A 15,088-nucleotide genomic window follows, 5' to 3' on the forward strand; every position below is an offset into this window, starting at 1 on the left:
CCACCGGCTTCTCACGCCGTCGAGTTTGGATTCCAAAGGCTCATCGCTAGCTGAGCCGGATGTTGGAAAGATCGATCGAAACGACGAGGGGCTCGGTGCTGAAGCTGCCGTCTGGCTGGCGGGAATAGATCCGGCGTTTCGTCGGGAATTTGATGCCCGAGACTTCCGTGTAGTCTTCGATGATATGCGCGCCGGGCGTGTTGCCGGAGATCTCGACGTTGTAGTCGTGGCGCTTCAGCAGCCCCTCACCGTCGAAATAGAGCGTCTGCACGGTGCTGTGCGTCGCGATCTCTGCCGGAAATCGCACCGCAAGGCGGCGCCAGTCTCCGCTGTCGGTCGGCCAGGGCTCCAGTTCCTCGGTCTCAAGTCTCGGCCAGGCAAGCAGGAACGGCATGTTCAGATAGGTCCACATCGCGCAGCCGGCGAAGTAGGCGAGTTGCAGTTCAGTCCACGGCGTTTGCAACTCATGGCCGGCAAAGCTCGCGCGCGGCTCAAGCAGCTCTTCGAGAACCGTTCCGTTGTCTGCTTCCAGAGCCACCCGGCTCGGCTCAAAGCGCGAGCGGCGATGGTCAGCGCCGAACGGAGCGTGTGACGCCCACTGCCTCTTCAGACCCACGGTGACGTTGGTCCGCTCGAGGGTGACTGCCTGTCCCTTCAAGGACCACAGGACGCCGCCCTGCACAAGATCGGCCGACACCTGCTCGAACTGCCGCCACCGATCGAGGCCTCCATGGGCTTCGATGGCTATATCCTTGAGTTGCTTCATGGTTGGGCTCCTGCGGAAGCCGCGCGGGATCGCGCAGCCTTTAGCGGGAGCCTAGGCGGTCGGCCAAGCCTGCCGAACGACTTAGATGCCTTGATTCCAGACGCCGCCGCGCGCCGGGTTTTCCAGATGCCTCTTGGCAAGCTCCAGGAAGAGAAAAGAAAAACGCGAGCGCGCTTCGCGCCGGTCATCTGGCAAGCGCTATCGTACGAGATCGTGCTTCAGTGTGGAAAAGCGTAGATTGGTGCCCAGGGGCGGAATCGAACCACCGACACTGCGATTTTCAGTCGCATGCTCTACCAACTGAGCTACCTGGGCGTGCTCCAAGAGAGGGGCCAAAGCCCATCGAGCGGGCGGTTTATAGTGGGCTCGGAGCGGCCTGTCCACCCGGCTTCGCCAAGTGGCTGCGCCGGGCGCGGCCCTTCTGTGCACAAGATCGGGCGGGGTTGCTGCGGCTGCTGCTCGGCGCTTCAGCGAGGTAATTAAAGCTTTGATACAGCTCGATTATTCGACGTCGTCGGTTTCGTCGTCGCGGCCGGGGATGACGTAGGAGCCCTTCAGCCAGCGGTTCAGGTCGACGTCGCGACAGCGCGAGGAGCAGAACGGACGGGTGGCCTGCGTCTGCGGCTTGCCGCAGATCGGGCAGGTTTTGAGCGGGCCGGTGGGCTTGTTGACCTGGTCGTCCATGGATGTCGGCAGCTTACACGGGGTGACGGGGTTCAAGAGCCTGCCCGGAAACGGGTTCCCGGTGCAGCCGCGCATGCGCCGCGGCGCGGACCCGGCAGGGCCATTCTACTGTGCATGGGGTTGTTTTCGAGGTTTTTGTCGGCGCGGCCCTTGGGCTCACTTGGGCTCACACCGCGGTGGTATTGAGCCAGCCGAAGCGGATCGGAAAGCCCTCGCCGCCGAGCAGCGTCGTGGTCTCGTACAGCGGCAGGCCGACGACGTTGGTGTAGGACCCCACCATCTTGACCACGAAGGATCCGGCGATGCCCTGCACGGCGTAGCCGCCGGCTTTGCCGCGCCATTCGCCGGAGCCGATATAGGCCTGGATGTCGTCCTCGGACAGGCGCTTGAAGCGCACGCGCGTCTCGACCAGACGCTGGCGGAAAGCCTCGCGCGGCGTGACCAGGCAGATCGCGGTGTAGACGCGGTGGTTGCGGCCCGACAGCAGCCGCAGGCACTGCGCGGCCTCGTCGACCAGATTGGCCTTGGGCAGGATGCGGCGGCCGACCGCCACCACCGTGTCGGCGGCGAGGATGAAGGCGCCGCGCAGCTCGTCGTCGAGCTGCACGGATTTCAGCGCAGCGTCGGCCTTGGCCCTGGCCAGCCGGTTGGCGCAGGCGCGCGGCAGCTCGCCCCGCTTCGGCGTCTCGTCGACGTCGGCCGGCCGGAGCGCATCCGGCTCGATGCCGGCCTGGTTGAGCAGCGACAGCCGACGCGGCGAGCCGGAGGCAAGTACGAATTTGGGGCGGCCAAGCATCAGGTGATTTGGAAGATGAGGCAGGGGTGAATTGCGCGCGGAACCTATCGGAAGGGGGCTGATTTCACAACCCGGGAACCGGAGTTTGGTGATTCGAGGTATCCGCCACGGCTGTGCCTGCTCTCTGTGACGCGGGTGTTACGGCGGGCTGATGCTACCCGCTCGCCGCGCCGACCTTGGCGAAGCGCCGCCGGATGCGCATCAGGAGCTGATCGCAGACCTCGCGATAGGCAGCTAACTTCTGGTCGCGGCTGCCTTCGATGGTGGTGGGATCCTGCGTCGGCCAGTATTCGACCTCGGCCGCGAGCGTTCGCGTCAGCTCCAGCGCCTTGTGATGCGCCTCGGGCGAGAGCGTGATGATGAGGTCGAAATTCAGTCCCTCCCAATCCTCCAGCTCCTCGAAGGTCTGCGGCTTGTGGCCGGAGATGTCCTGGCCGAGCTCGCTCATCACGGCGACGGCGAAGGGATCGAGCTCGCCCTTCCTGTTGCCGGCCGACTTCACGTAGAGGCCTTGCGGAAACATGTGCTGCAACAGGCTCTCGGCCATCGGCGAGCGCACGCTGTTCATCGCACAGGCGAACAGCACCGATTGCGGATCGCGTGCGCGTGGGGGCGCAGCCATCCGTGATCAACCCTTCCAATGGAGAACAGTAATGAGCGTGAACAGCCGGCGCGAGGTCTCGAAGTCGACCCGCACCTTGCCTTTCAGCCGCTCCTGGAGCGTGCGCGATCCCTCGTCGTGGATGCCGCGGCGGCCCATGTCGATGGCCTCGATCTTGTCGGGAGTCGCGGTGCGGATCGCCTGGTAATAGCTGTCGCAGATCATGAAATAGTCTTTCACGATCCGCCGGAACGGCGTCAGCGACAACAGATGCGCGACCACGGGCGTGCCGTCCTCGCGGCGGATGTCGAACATCAGCCGGTTGCCGGTGATGCCGATATGCAGCGTGAACGGGCCCTTGCCGTCCGCGCCCTCGGGCGCAAACAGGTTCTGCTCGATCAGATCGTAGATCGCGATCGCCCGCTCGTGCTCGATGTCGGGCCCGGAACGGCCAATCGATTCCTCGTCGAGCGTGACGCCGACGATGCGATTAGTTGAGTCGTCCTGTGCGGGCGGCTTTGTCATGACAGATTGAGGCGCAATCCAATCGAGCGGGAATGGGCATCCAGCCCCTCCGCCTTGCCGAGCGTCATCGCGGCCGGACCCAGCGCACGCAATTGGTCGGGCCCGCATTTCAGGATCGAGGTGCGCTTCATGAAGTCGTGCACCGAGAGGCCGGAGGAAAACCGCGCCGAGCGCGCCGTCGGCAGAACGTGGTTGGAGCCGCCGACATAATCGCCGATCGCTTCGGGCGTGTGCGGTCCGAGGAACACCGCGCCGGCATTGCGGATCTTCGCCGCGAGCGCGTCGGGATCGACGGTCATGATCTCGAGATGCTCGGCCGCGATGGCGTCGGCAAGCGGGACGGCGTCGCCCAGGTTCTTCACCATGATAACGGCGCCGAAATCGGCCCAGGACGCGCTGGCGATCGCGGCGCGCGGCAGCGTCTTCAGCTGCGCCTCGACCGCCTTTTCGACGTCGGCGGCAAGGCGCGCCGAGTCCGTGATCAGGATCGACTGCGCGCTGGAATCGTGCTCGGCCTGCGCCAAGAGGTCAGCGGCGATCCAATCGGCGTTGCCGGTGTCGTCGGCAATGACGAGCACCTCCGAGGGGCCGGCGATCATGTCGATGCCGACCTTGCCGAACACCAGCCGTTTCGCGGCAGCGACATAGGCATTGCCCGGGCCGACAATCTTGGCGACCGGCGCGATGGTCGCGGTGCCATGCGCCAGCGCGGCCACCGCCTGCGCACCGCCGACACGGTAGATCTCGGTGACGCCGCCGAGATGGGCGGCCGCCAGGACCAGCGGATTGAGCTTGCCGTCCGGCGAGGGCACCACCATCACGAGGCGCGACACGCCGGCGACTTTCGCCGGCACGGCATTCATCAGCACCGATGACGGATAGGCCGCCGTGCCGCCGGGGACGTAGAGGCCGGCGGATTCGATCGCGGTGTAGCGCCAACCAAGCTCGACGCCGAGCGGGTCGGTGAAGCGCTCGTCCTTCGGCAGCTGGCGGCGGTGATAGGTCTCGATGCGGTCGCGCGCGAGCTTGAGTGCATCCAGCGTCGCAGGCTCGCAGGCCTTGACGGCGGCCTCGATCTCGGCGGCGGAGACGCGCAAGGAGGATGCGTCCAGCCTCAAGCGGTCGAACTTGGCCGTCGCCTCGAGCAGGGCGGCGTCGCCACGCTTGGCCACGTCGTCGACGATCGCGCGCGCGGCGGCCTCGACGTCGGCCGACGCCTCGCGCTTGGCGGCGAGGAAGGCGGCGAATCGCTGGTCGAAATCAGCGCTGCTGCGGTCGAGGCGAACGGGCATGTTTCGCTTGGCTTCCGGCTGGTCTTGAGGGGCGGGTCGGCGCACCAGGTCCCCTGCTCAATGGCGCGGCGGGGAAGCTGCGTCAACCCTCGGCAGATGCCATCCCAGCCAGGGCCCATTCGGCTGGTATACGGCCTCTTCAGCCCTCCCCCTGGACTCCAGTGCCCAGCGTGTCGGCCCCGAGGTCGGTCAGCTCGCATTCCAGACACTCGACGTCCAGGCGGATGGCGCCGCCCTGGGCGAACAAAAGCAGGGCGCTGCCGCCGGGCTCCTCGGCGCGGCCGTCCCGGGGGTGAAATTCAATGCCGACGAGATCCAGGATCTTGTCCGGCGCGGCGAGGTCAATGTTGCGCGACTTGCAGGCGAGCACACGGTCGAAACGGAGCGCTGCGACCAGCCGGCGCGGCTCGGTCTCGCCCTCCAAGGTCTGCTCCCAGTCCAGCCGGCTCATTCCGACCACAAGCCGTTTCTCGCCCTGCCGCCAAATGATATCGGAAGCCTGAACGCGGGCGTCCTGGACATGGGTCGAGATCACGGCGAGGTCGTCGGCGTCGAGAGCGATCAGTTTGAGCTGGGGCGACATCGCCGCGCCTCTCCTTGAGTGGACGGGGCTCAACGCGCGCGAGCCCCGAAATTTCCACACAAGTTAAGCCCTCGTCCGGCTCGCCGCTACGCGGCGAGCCACCCATTCCCACAACAAGGGAGGGTGAGAGTCGTGAAACCTCACTCCCTGAAGAACGCCAGGAGATCCGCGTTGATCGTCTCGGCATGCGTGGTCGGCATGCCGTGGGGGAATCCCTTGTAGGTCTTCAGGATGCCTTTCTTGAGCAGCTTGGCCGAGAGCGGCGCCGAGTCCGCGTATGGCACGATCTGGTCGTCGTCGCCATGCATCACCAGAACCGGGACGTTGATCTTCTTCAGATCCTCAGTGAAATCGGTTTGCGAGAACGCGACGATGCCGTCGTAATGCGCTTTCGCGCCACCCATCATGCCCTGGCGCCACCAGTTCTCGATCACCGCTTCCAGCGGTTTTGCGCCGGGGCGGTTGTAGCCGTAGAACGGGCCGGCGGCGATGTCGCGGTAGAAGGCCGAGCGGCCGGCGGCAAGCTGGGCCTGGAAATCGTCGAACACGCTCTTCGGCAGGCCGCCGGGATTGGCCGCGGTCTGCACCATCAGCGGCGGCACCGCCGAGAGGATCGCGGCCTTCGCGACGCGGCTCTCGCCGTGACGGGCAATGTAGTGCACGACCTCGCCGCCGCCGGTGGAATGGCCGACATGGAGGGCGTTCTTGAGGTCGAGATGCGCGGTGAGCGCGGCGAGATCGTCGGCATAATGATCCATGTCGTGACCATCGGCGACCTGCGCCGAGCGGCCGTGGCCGCGGCGGTCATGGGCGATGACGCGATAGCCGCGCGTGATGAAGTACATCATCTGCGCGTCCCAATCGTCCGACGACAGCGGCCAGCCATGGCTGAACACGATCGGCTGGCCCGAGCCCCAGTCCTTGTAGAAGATCTCGACGCCGTCTTTGGTGGTGATGGTGGGCATGGTGGGGGCTCCTTTCAATGAGAGACGTCATTCCGGGACGCGCGTCAGCGCGAACCCGGAATCTGGAGATTGATAAATCGGGATTCTCTGGTGCGCGATTGCGCACCAGAGTTCATCGCTGCGCGATGCCCCAGAATGACGGGTGAACGCGCGCCGCGCTCGCGCGATCTTTCAGGCAAACGCCAGGGGCTTGTAGCGCCGCCAGGCGCCGATGGTCAGCACGACGAAAAATACCAGCACGATGCCCTGCACCACGGCGAACACCGGTCCCGATGGCGGCGCCGGGGGCACGGCGGGCGCGAGCGCGGCAAGCGCGGGCACCTTGAGGAACGACTGGATCACCAGCACGAAGACGTTGAAATAGAGCGAGATCATCGCGGTCACGATGTAAACTGGGCGCCAGACGCCGGCGAGCTTCATGCTGTAGAGCGCGAAACAGGCGATCGCGAGCAGCACCAGCGAGATGATGCCGATGATGTGCGAGGGCAGCAGCTCCTTGAATGGAAACAGGAAACCAGTCGCGCTGGTGAGAATGGTGAACAGCAGGAAGATCGCGGTCAGGCCCGGCATCGACTTAGAGCCGAGCAGTCCGAACATCACGACGAGCCCGGCGACGATGGCAATCAGGCTGATGATGACATGGATCAGCGTAAGGGCGGGCAGGCTTAGGCCAAGCACCATGACATCTCTCCTACTCTCTGCATTGAGGTGACGAGAATAGTATTACGGTCCTCATCGGATTACCACCTGCGTTGTCGTCACATGCATGAGCGCAGCCATGCGTCGTCGTGCGAAATCGAAAAACGCATGGCTGAACTTTTTGCAGCGCTGTCACAAACGACGGCAGGCTTTCGACGAAAGTTGAATCGAACTCACACGTTCTTGGTATCGAAGATCAGGATGTCGGCACCGCCGCTGGCGAATTTCGGCACGTCGGCGCCGGTTGCCTTGCCTTCCTCGCTGCCAAAGGCGGCCTGAACGTCGGCCACGCTGTCGAAGGTGAGGATGGCGACGAGATGGATTCCGGAAGGGCCTGCGGGAGATGCGACCGGCCCTTTGCTGACGGCGTAGTTCTTCAGGCCGGGAAGCTTCTTGGCGAGCGGGATGTGCGTCTCGGCATAGTATTTGTCGAAGGCGGCAGCATCCTTGGGTGTCTTGTAGAGCACGACGACTTCAGCCATTTGGTCCTCCCTGGGGAATCTTTGTTTTTCCACGCGCGATTGACCTCGCGACGAGGCGATAGTCTCGCGGGACGCAGCGCAATGGCAAGTCCCTTGCGGCTAGCCATTGCCTTGCCTTGTCCTTGACTAAAGCGCCGGTTTTGCGGCGTCGCCGAGATAGCCATGCAGGGAGGCAACGACCTGCGCGCCCTCGCCGATGGCGCCGCCGACGCGCTTGACCGAGCCGGAGCGGACGTCGCCGACGGCGTAGACGCCGGGCACTGAGGTCTCCAGCGGCGCCACCAGCTTGCCCTGATTCTGCTCGGACTGCGCGCCGGTGACGACGAAGCCGCCGCGATCGAGCGTCACGCCGCAACCGTCGAGCCAGGACGTGGCGGGATCGGCGCCGACGAACAGGAAGAGATTGCGGATATCGGCGGAATCCTCGTCATCCGACAGCCGGCTCTTCCAGCGGATGCGCCGCAGCAGCGAGGCCTCGTCGCCCTCGAGCGCGGTGATCTCGGTGTTGAACATCAATTCGATGTTCGGGGTCGCTTCGATGCGCTCGATGAGATAGCGCGACATGCTGGCGCCAAGGCCGCCGCCGCGGATGATCATCAGCACTTTTTTCGCATGGCCCGACAGGAACACGGCCGCCTGGCCGGCCGAATTGCCGGCGCCGACCAGAGCCACCTCCTCGCCGGCGCAGAGCCGCGCCTCCACGGGCGATGCCCAGTACCAGACGCCGCGGCCCTCGAACTTGTCGAGGTTGGCGATGTCAGGACGGCGATAGCGCGCGCCGCTGGCGACCACCACCGAACGGGAGCGCAAGGTCTCGCCGCAATCCAGCGCCAGCGCGAAGGTGCCGTTGGCGCGGGAGCAATCCAGCGAGCTCACCGACATCGGAATCATGATGTCGGCGCCGAACTTCTGCGCCTGGGTGAAGGCGCGGCCCGCCAGCGCCTGGCCGGAGATGCCGGTCGGGAAGCCCAGATAGTTCTCGATGCGCGCGCTGGCGCCGGCTTGGCCGCCGAAGGCGCGGGTGTCGACGACCGCGACCGAGAGACCTTCGGACGCAGCGTAGACCGCAGTCGCGAGCCCCGCCGGCCCGCAGCCGACGATGGCGACATCGTAGATTCGGTCGTCCTTGGCCCCGCCGATCATGCCGATGGCGCGGCCGAGCTCGGTCTCGCTGGGATTGCGCAGCACCGTGCCGCCGGCCGTGACGACGAGCGGCCAATCCTCCGGCTTCGGCGAATAGCGCGCGATCAGTTCGGCGGCGTCATGCTCGCTCTCGGGATCGAGCAGATGATGCGGCTGGCCATTGCGGGTGAGAAAGCCCTGCAGGCGCACCACGCCGGCGGAGTTCGAGGGCCCGATCAGCACGGGGCCGCCGATGCCGCCCTGGATCAGATTGACCCGGCGCAGGATCAACGCGCGCATGATGCGCTCGCCAAGCTCGGCTTCGGCCACCAGCAGCGCGCGCAGCCGGTCCGGCGGGACGAGCAGCACCTCGACATTGCCTTCGGCGCGGCCGTCGACCAGCGCCGGCCTGCCCGAGAGCTGGCCAAGCTCGGCCAGGAATTGCCCCGGCCCCTGATCGATCACCGGAGTGACGTGACCGAGACCGTCGCGCTGGGTGATGGCGACGTGGCCAGCCAGCACCACGAACATGCCGGGCCCGGGCTTGCCGGTCTCGAACAGCAACTCGCCGTCCGCGTAGGTGCGGATTTCGCCGAAGTGCCTGATCCGTTCGATCTCGGCGGGCGTCAGCGCCGGAAAGGTCTGCTCGGGGCGGGTGAACCGCAACAGCTGCGCATCACGGTCGGTTCGTTGTGTTTCGTCCTGCCCCATGGTCACTGCATGCACTCCAAAATTTCCAGCCGCCGGCGTTCAACGAGAGGTCTTGCCGGCGGCCCCCTCATTTAGGGAACCATCGTCATTCTGCGAGGGGTCGGTGCTTGCGGCGCGTTCGCGCGCCTGCACCTTCCGCCGCTTCAGGTTTTCGCGCAGCGCCGATTTCAGCCGGTCGTCCCGGGACGCCCTCGCCTGCCTCGCGCTCTTGTCAGTCTCGTCGCCCATCGCGGCTCCATCCCAGCAACCGGCCACAGGATGCCATCGAAGTGTGGCAGCTCAAGAGGGTGAGGCGATACGACCCCAAGCGAAACGCGAAATGGATCGAATCCGGCTCCCAGGCCAACTGCCCAGTTGGGCAGGGATATCAGACCCGAATCGGCGTGAAGTCGGTCAGTTCGGGCGAAAACGGGGATTTTGGCGCCGATATCGGCCCGATTTTCTCGTTTTGGCGGGGCTAGCAAGCTTGCGCAGGAGGGGGGCTTGTGGCAGATATCGGCCCGCTTGGTAGGCCCCTCGGGCGGCCGATTCTTGTCCCAGCACATGCTGCCGTAGCTCAGTGGTAGAGCACTCCATTGGTAATGGAGAGGTCGACAGTTCAATCCTGTCTGGCAGCACCAGCTTTCCTCACCGACGCGAGCCCTCCTCCTGGCAGCGAGCCCGCAACAGCCACGGATGCGATCGTGATCACCCGTTCCCTGCCCTATGAAGGACTGCTCCACGAGATCGTCGAGCATAATGGCGTGCTGTATCTCGGCGGCATCGTTCCTGAAGATGCCGGGCTCGACATGGCCGGCCAGGCCGACGATGTGCTGCGCCAGATGAAAACCCTGCTCGAGGGAGCCGGCTCCGATCTCTCCTGCGTTCTGCAGGTGACGATCTTCGTGGCCGACCTCACGGAGAAGGCCGCGTTCAACCAGGTGTGGAAGCGCTATTTCACTGCGGAGCATCTGCCGGCGCGGGCCGCGATCGGCGTTGCGGATCTCGGCCCGGGCGTCAAGCTGGAGCTGACGGCGATCGCCGCGCGCCGCTGATCCTCGAACGACGGGCGAGAAGAGCAAGCTCGGTCGTTTCGCCAGTCTTCCACACATGGCTTGGCATTCTCGCGGCCCGAAACGCCCGAGTTTTGCTCGTTTCCTTGTCCCTCTTTGAAGAGAGGGCGCAGGGAAGGCCGGGTGCCGGCTGGCACCCACGGTCCGCTGTGCGAAAGCACACGCAGAAAACTGCACAGCGGCATACAGGTGAAGCCCAACACACGGCCTTCCCTGCGCAGGGGAAAATAAATAGCAGCATGAAGTACAGTGAAGCTACGTGGAGTCATCAAGCTATTGATCAAGCGCGCAATATACCCATAACGTCTCAAGTGTCTTCACCAGGCTTCACAGACACGATCGCGACACTTCGCGAGAACGGGGACGCATCATGGCACGCAAGGTCAGCTTCAGTGCGCTGGAAAGTCGCAGCGCGCGTCTGCGACTGAAAGTTCGCCGCAGACCGTACAGCGGCCCTTCGCTCGCGCGCGGCATCTCGCTGATGTACAGGCGCAACAAGACCAATGGCACATGGGTGTTGAAAGCGTCCGACGGGAGCGGAGCATATTGGACAAAGGGCTTTGCACTCGCCGATGACTTCGAGGATGCGGACGGCAAGAATGTGCTGACGTTTCATCAGGCGCAGGATGCAGCCAAGAATCTTGCGCGCGGCGGTGACGGTGCGAACGGTGCGCCAATAACTTTGGATGGTGCGCTGAGCGCTTATAAGGCCGACCTAATCGCGCGGGATGCCAACCCCTACAATGCCGAGCACCCGCGCCTGCACCTCACCAGCGTGCTGCTATCGAAGCCTGTGCCCCTATTGACGTCGAAAGAGCTGAAAGCGTGGCGCGACGGCTTGCTCGGCACGATGAAACCATCGACCATCAACCGGCTGTGCCGTTGTATATCCGCCGCGCTCGCGTTGGCGGCGCAGCATGACGACCGCATCAAGAACGGTGACGCTTGGGAAATCGGACTCGCCTGCCTGCCGGACGCGACTGAGGTGCGCAATGTCATTCTGTCGGACGACAAGGTGCGCGAGTTCGTGAGCATCGCTTATGGACTGGATCGTCAGTTCGGCCTGCTGATGGACACGCTTGCAGTGACGGGCGCGCGACCGTCGCAACCGGTGCGGCTCCGTGTGGAAGATTTTCATGATCATCCCGTTCGGCCCAAACTAATGATGCCAAAATCGGCGAAGGGTGGCGGACGAAACCGCAGCCAGAGAAAGGTCGAGCGCTATTCTGTGCCGATCACCGTGCAGCTTGCGGCGAGACTGAGGGCCGCGGCAAACGGCCGTGCTGACGACGCGCCGCTGCTACTGCAAGCTGATGGGACTGCTTGGGACAAAAATCCGGGGCAAAATTATCACCGTCAAGTCGACAGGGTGGTCACCTCCATCGGCTGCGATCCCGCTGAGGTGACGGCATATTCCCTGAGACACAGCAGCATCGTCAGAATGCTCTTGGCAAACGTTCCGATCCGTCTGGTCGCGGGCCTACACAACACGTCGGTGGCGATGATTGAAAAGCATTACAGCCGGTACATCACTGAGTTTGCCGACGAGCACGCCCGCGCGGCCATGCTCCAACCCGCGACCCCGTCGTTCGACAACGTCGTCGCCCTGAGGTGAGTCGCGAAAAATAGCTTTCCTCTGTCAATCCTAGGTCGCGCCCCACTAAATCTCGCTCAAATCGAGTGCGGCGGAAATGTGTCGCTGGCGGCTGGCCATTCCGAAATCCCTAGATGGGCGAAGCATTTAGCCAGCGCCATAGGGTGCGGTACTTTCAAAATTATTTTGAAAAATCAAATACTTGACGTCCCAACGGTCGCCTCCCACCCTTCGCGAGGTCCTATGTAGATCTATGAAGGAAGGGTTCCACCAATGCCTCGCGAAGAAGCGACAGAGAAAAACGAGAACTTCCTAATCCCGACGCTGGCGATGTCGATTCCTCAGTTCTGCATCGCACATAACATCAGCCAAGGGTTCTACTATAAGCTGAAGAGAAACCGTCTTGCTCCTCATGAGCTTAGGCTCGGCAAACGCACTCTCATTACGTTTGAAGCCGCCGCCGATTGGCGCCGGAAGCGTGAGGCCAAGCCTGCGACAACGTTTGCTCGTGACTAAAACCGAAGACCGCCCGGCAGGCACCGAACGTCAGGGATTGAGCGTCTGAGGAATATAACACGCTCACCCCAAGTTCCCGACCCGCCGCGCATCCTCATGAGGGGCTTGCGTGATGTCCGACGATGACGCGCGTCCGCTCTTGGTAGTGATCCATCAGATCTCCAACGACCACCGCGGTCGACGCCGGTTCATGGCGACGACGAGCGGGCGAGTCCTATGCGACGCCACGCCGAACCCCATCCCCTGCGTCGCAGCCTGCTTGCTAAGGCGTGATTTTGATCCGTCTCAGCTCATCGTCTTTCGGGATGCCGTTACCGACTTTGAAGAAATTTTGACGATTGACGAGGCGCTTGCGCTCGATGATGTCGTGGTGCCGATGCGTGGGAGGCGGTGATGCTGGATTACAACGACGCCAAGCCGCAGGAAGAGTCGCCACGCAAGGGCGGTCGCCGTGACGGCAATGGCAACGGCTTCAAGGTTGACAAGGACGATATCAAGGATCGCCTGCGTCAGGATGTCCGCGGCTTCGTGCTTTGGCTCTACTCCGGCCGTGCCTGTCTCACGAAGCACGAAGCTCGCATCGGCAGCGTGCACGGCGAAGCCGGCGAAAGCCTCAACATCGAGTTGACGGGCTCGAAGGCTGGCGTCTGGTACGACCACGCCACCAATCAGGGTGGCGATCTGATCAAGCTGTACCGCCTGTTCATGGGTTATGTCGGCACCCAGGACTTCCAGCAGTCGCTGAACGAGATCGCGGCGGACTTCTTTCACGACCCGGTCAAGGTCGAACGTCGGTCGTCGCGGCCTTCACCGTCGGAGAAGATCGCGCAGGCTAAGAAAGAGTTCGGAGACAAGCCCCACAAGGACACGATCGAACTTGGCGCGTCGGTCGCGAGATTCCGCTACCACGATGTCAACGGCAAAATCATCGCCATCGTGTATCGCTACGAACCCGATGGCACCCGCGCAAGCAAGACTTTCCGCCCGCATTGTTACAAGATTGTCGAAGGTGTCGAGACATGGTGCGCCGGCATGCCGGACCCGCGACCGTTGTATCGGCTGCACGAGATCGTCAAGGTCGCGGCCGTTGTTCTGACTGAAGGCGAAGCTAAAGCCGATGCCGTGGTCGGGCTTGGGATCGCGGCGACTTCGATCATGGGCGGTGCCAACGCTGTGTCAAAGACCGATTGGGCGCCGCTGGCCGGCAAGTTGGTGATAATTTGGCCGGACAACGATAACCCCGGCCAGGACTTCGCTTGCGCCGCCACCGCGTTGCTGCTTTCGCTCGGCTGTAAGGTCAAGGTTGTTCAGATCCCGCCCGGCATGATTGAGGGCTGGGACGCGGTCGACTGCATCGCGGACGGAGGTGACGCCGCTGCGCTGATCACCAAAGCGTTGACGGCGGAAGGTTCGCCGCCGGACGATGATGGATCACCCGCGGAAGACCCAAAGCCGGAGGAGCCACAAGCACCGCCGCCGCCACCACCACCTGGCATCCCGCTCGACTATTACGAAAACTTGGGTAACGCCGTTCCCAAGACCTGGATCTTCAAGGGCGCGCTGGCCATCGGCGAGACCTCCAGCTTTGTTGGCCCGCCCGGCAGCGGCAAGTCAGCGCTGCTTGTGAGTGCCGCGTTGCATGCCGCTATCGGTACAGATTGGCGCGGCTACCGCTCAAAACAGCGCGTTGGCGTCGTCTATTTCGCGCTGGAGCGAGGTCAACTTGCCAAGCGTCGCATGATGGCGATGGCGGGGCCGCCCAACCTGCCAATCGCGGTCGCTAGCCAGGTGATCGATCTGGTGCACCCCGGCTGCGTGCAGATCATTGTCGACACCATCCGATCCGCGGAGGCGCATTTCGGTCTTCCGGTCGGGCTGATCGTCCTCGACACTTACCCTAAGGGAATTGCTGCCGGCGGCGGCGATGAGAACAGCGCCAGGGATCAGAACATTGCCGCGGCCAATCTGCGCCGTGTGCATGAACAGGTGGCGGCGCACATCGCCCTGATTGGTCACACCGGCAAGAACGAAGACAAGGGCGCCCGCGGCTCCAACGCTCATTTGGGCGACGTCGACTTGATGGTGCAGATCGCTGTGCAGGGCGAGATCCGCACCGCAACCATCACCAAGAACAATGATGGCCCGGAAGGTGTGCTGACACAATTTACGGTGAGAGCCGTAACACTCGGGCAGGACGAGGACGGCGACGACATCACCACGGCCGTCGTTGTCGACGAGGTGCCCGCTGGTGGCGCTGCCGGCCGTCGGGAAAACCTGACCAGCGCGCAACGCAAGGCGATGGACATGCTCCTTCGCGTCATCCTCGACTTCGGCAAGCCAGCACCTGCCACCAGCGACTACCCGAAGGGCGTCAAGACGGTGACGGTGAAGCAGTGGCGCGAGGCTTGCCTCAAGGGCGGTTTGTCGCCGGGGGGCACAGACGAGAGCGCTGGCCGCGCGTTCCGCCGCGCCATGGCTGATCTAGACCGTATGAAGATGATCAGCACGTGGGACGGTCTGGTCTGGGTGGTTCGCGAATGAGTTCTTCCCGGACAAACGGACAAAGTCGGACATGTCCGGACAGTGTCCAAAGGCCATTTCCGGACAGACACGGACACACCCCTACAGGGTGTCCGTTGTCCGGAGGCCCGACTTTCGATGGAATGGCAGGATGCAACGCGGACCGGCAGTCCTAGGTTG

Annotated in this window: 17 protein-coding genes and 2 tRNA genes; 6 read left to right on the forward strand and 13 right to left on the reverse strand. The window is 63.7% G+C overall.

What is annotated here, in order from left to right; translation table 11 throughout:
• Positions 1–46: 46 nt before the first annotated feature.
• The 13 genes from I6F28_RS19305 to I6F28_RS19365 form a co-directional block, all read right to left on the reverse strand.
• A complete protein-coding gene (locus I6F28_RS19305; RefSeq protein WP_036027003.1) occupies positions 47–766 on the reverse strand; it encodes a hypothetical protein in 720 nt (239 codons plus the stop codon).
• A gap of 239 nt (positions 767–1,005) precedes the next feature.
• Positions 1,006–1,081: transfer RNA gene (locus I6F28_RS19310), tRNA-Phe, on the reverse strand.
• A gap of 186 nt (positions 1,082–1,267) precedes the next feature.
• Positions 1,268–1,450, reverse strand: a complete 183-nt coding sequence (yacG, locus tag I6F28_RS19315; protein ID WP_036027000.1) for a DNA gyrase inhibitor YacG — start codon at positions 1,448–1,450, stop codon at positions 1,268–1,270.
• A 166-nt stretch (positions 1,451–1,616) separates the two neighbouring features.
• Positions 1,617–2,246: a Maf-like protein gene (locus I6F28_RS19320; RefSeq protein ID WP_057027605.1), complete on the reverse strand. Its 630-nt coding sequence runs from the start codon at positions 2,244–2,246 to the stop codon at positions 1,617–1,619.
• 154 nt (positions 2,247–2,400) lie between these two features.
• Positions 2,401–2,868 carry an arsenate-mycothiol transferase ArsC gene (locus tag I6F28_RS19325; RefSeq protein ID WP_225140517.1) on the reverse strand — a complete coding sequence of 156 codons (468 nt, stop codon included), beginning with the start codon at positions 2,866–2,868 and terminating at the stop codon, positions 2,401–2,403.
• Positions 2,869–2,874: 6 nt separating this feature from the next.
• The gene (locus I6F28_RS19330) at positions 2,875–3,372 is read right to left on the reverse strand and encodes a UPF0262 family protein (protein ID WP_025032375.1); all 498 of its coding nucleotides are present in this window, start codon (positions 3,370–3,372) and stop codon (positions 2,875–2,877) included.
• Positions 3,369–4,664, reverse strand: coding sequence for a histidinol dehydrogenase (hisD, locus tag I6F28_RS19335; protein ID WP_225113372.1), 1,296 nt, complete (start codon positions 4,662–4,664; stop codon positions 3,369–3,371). Before hisD ends, I6F28_RS19330 begins: the two co-directional genes overlap by 4 nt.
• Before the next feature lie 139 nt (positions 4,665–4,803).
• Positions 4,804–5,247 (reverse strand): DUF2948 family protein, encoded by a 444-nt coding sequence (locus I6F28_RS19340; RefSeq protein WP_036014359.1) that lies wholly within the window; start codon positions 5,245–5,247, stop codon positions 4,804–4,806.
• Between the two features lie 140 nt (positions 5,248–5,387).
• Entirely contained in the window at positions 5,388–6,212 is an 825-nt protein-coding gene (locus tag I6F28_RS19345) for an alpha/beta fold hydrolase (RefSeq protein ID WP_225140518.1), read from the reverse strand.
• A gap of 171 nt (positions 6,213–6,383) precedes the next feature.
• Positions 6,384–6,893, reverse strand: coding sequence for a hypothetical protein (locus tag I6F28_RS19350; protein WP_225140519.1), 510 nt, complete (start codon positions 6,891–6,893; stop codon positions 6,384–6,386).
• Positions 6,894–7,084: 191 nt separating this feature from the next.
• Complete coding sequence (locus tag I6F28_RS19355; protein WP_225140520.1) at positions 7,085–7,393, reverse strand: EthD family reductase; 309 nt, start codon at positions 7,391–7,393, stop codon at positions 7,085–7,087.
• 126 nt (positions 7,394–7,519) lie between these two features.
• Positions 7,520–9,226, reverse strand: a complete 1,707-nt coding sequence (locus I6F28_RS19360; protein ID WP_225140652.1) for an FAD-dependent oxidoreductase — start codon at positions 9,224–9,226, stop codon at positions 7,520–7,522.
• A gap of 39 nt (positions 9,227–9,265) precedes the next feature.
• On the reverse strand, positions 9,266–9,454 hold the full coding sequence (locus I6F28_RS19365; protein WP_225140521.1) for a hypothetical protein: 189 nt from the start codon (positions 9,452–9,454) through the stop codon (positions 9,266–9,268).
• Between the two features lie 317 nt (positions 9,455–9,771).
• Here I6F28_RS19365 and I6F28_RS19370 point away from each other — a divergent pair.
• From I6F28_RS19370 to I6F28_RS19395, 6 genes are all read left to right on the forward strand, one after another.
• Positions 9,772–9,846: transfer RNA gene (locus tag I6F28_RS19370), tRNA-Thr, on the forward strand.
• Between the two features lie 63 nt (positions 9,847–9,909).
• A complete protein-coding gene (locus tag I6F28_RS19375; RefSeq protein WP_225140522.1) occupies positions 9,910–10,260 on the forward strand; it encodes a RidA family protein in 351 nt (116 codons plus the stop codon).
• Positions 10,261–10,648: 388 nt separating this feature from the next.
• On the forward strand, positions 10,649–11,893 hold the full coding sequence (locus tag I6F28_RS19380; RefSeq protein ID WP_225140523.1) for a site-specific integrase: 1,245 nt from the start codon (positions 10,649–10,651) through the stop codon (positions 11,891–11,893).
• 252 nt (positions 11,894–12,145) lie between these two features.
• The gene (locus I6F28_RS19385; RefSeq protein WP_225140524.1) at positions 12,146–12,388 is read left to right on the forward strand and encodes a hypothetical protein; all 243 of its coding nucleotides are present in this window, start codon (positions 12,146–12,148) and stop codon (positions 12,386–12,388) included.
• A gap of 112 nt (positions 12,389–12,500) precedes the next feature.
• On the forward strand, positions 12,501–12,782 hold the full coding sequence (locus tag I6F28_RS19390; RefSeq protein ID WP_225140525.1) for a hypothetical protein: 282 nt from the start codon (positions 12,501–12,503) through the stop codon (positions 12,780–12,782).
• Entirely contained in the window at positions 12,782–14,929 is a 2,148-nt protein-coding gene (locus I6F28_RS19395; RefSeq protein ID WP_225140526.1) for an AAA family ATPase, read from the forward strand. The genes I6F28_RS19390 and I6F28_RS19395 overlap by 1 nt, the downstream gene beginning before the upstream one ends.
• Positions 14,930–15,088 lie beyond the last annotated feature (159 nt).

Source organism: Bradyrhizobium sp. NBAIM14 (assembly GCF_020193895.1).
Taxonomy (GTDB): Bacteria; Pseudomonadota; Alphaproteobacteria; order Rhizobiales; family Xanthobacteraceae; genus Bradyrhizobium; species Bradyrhizobium yuanmingense.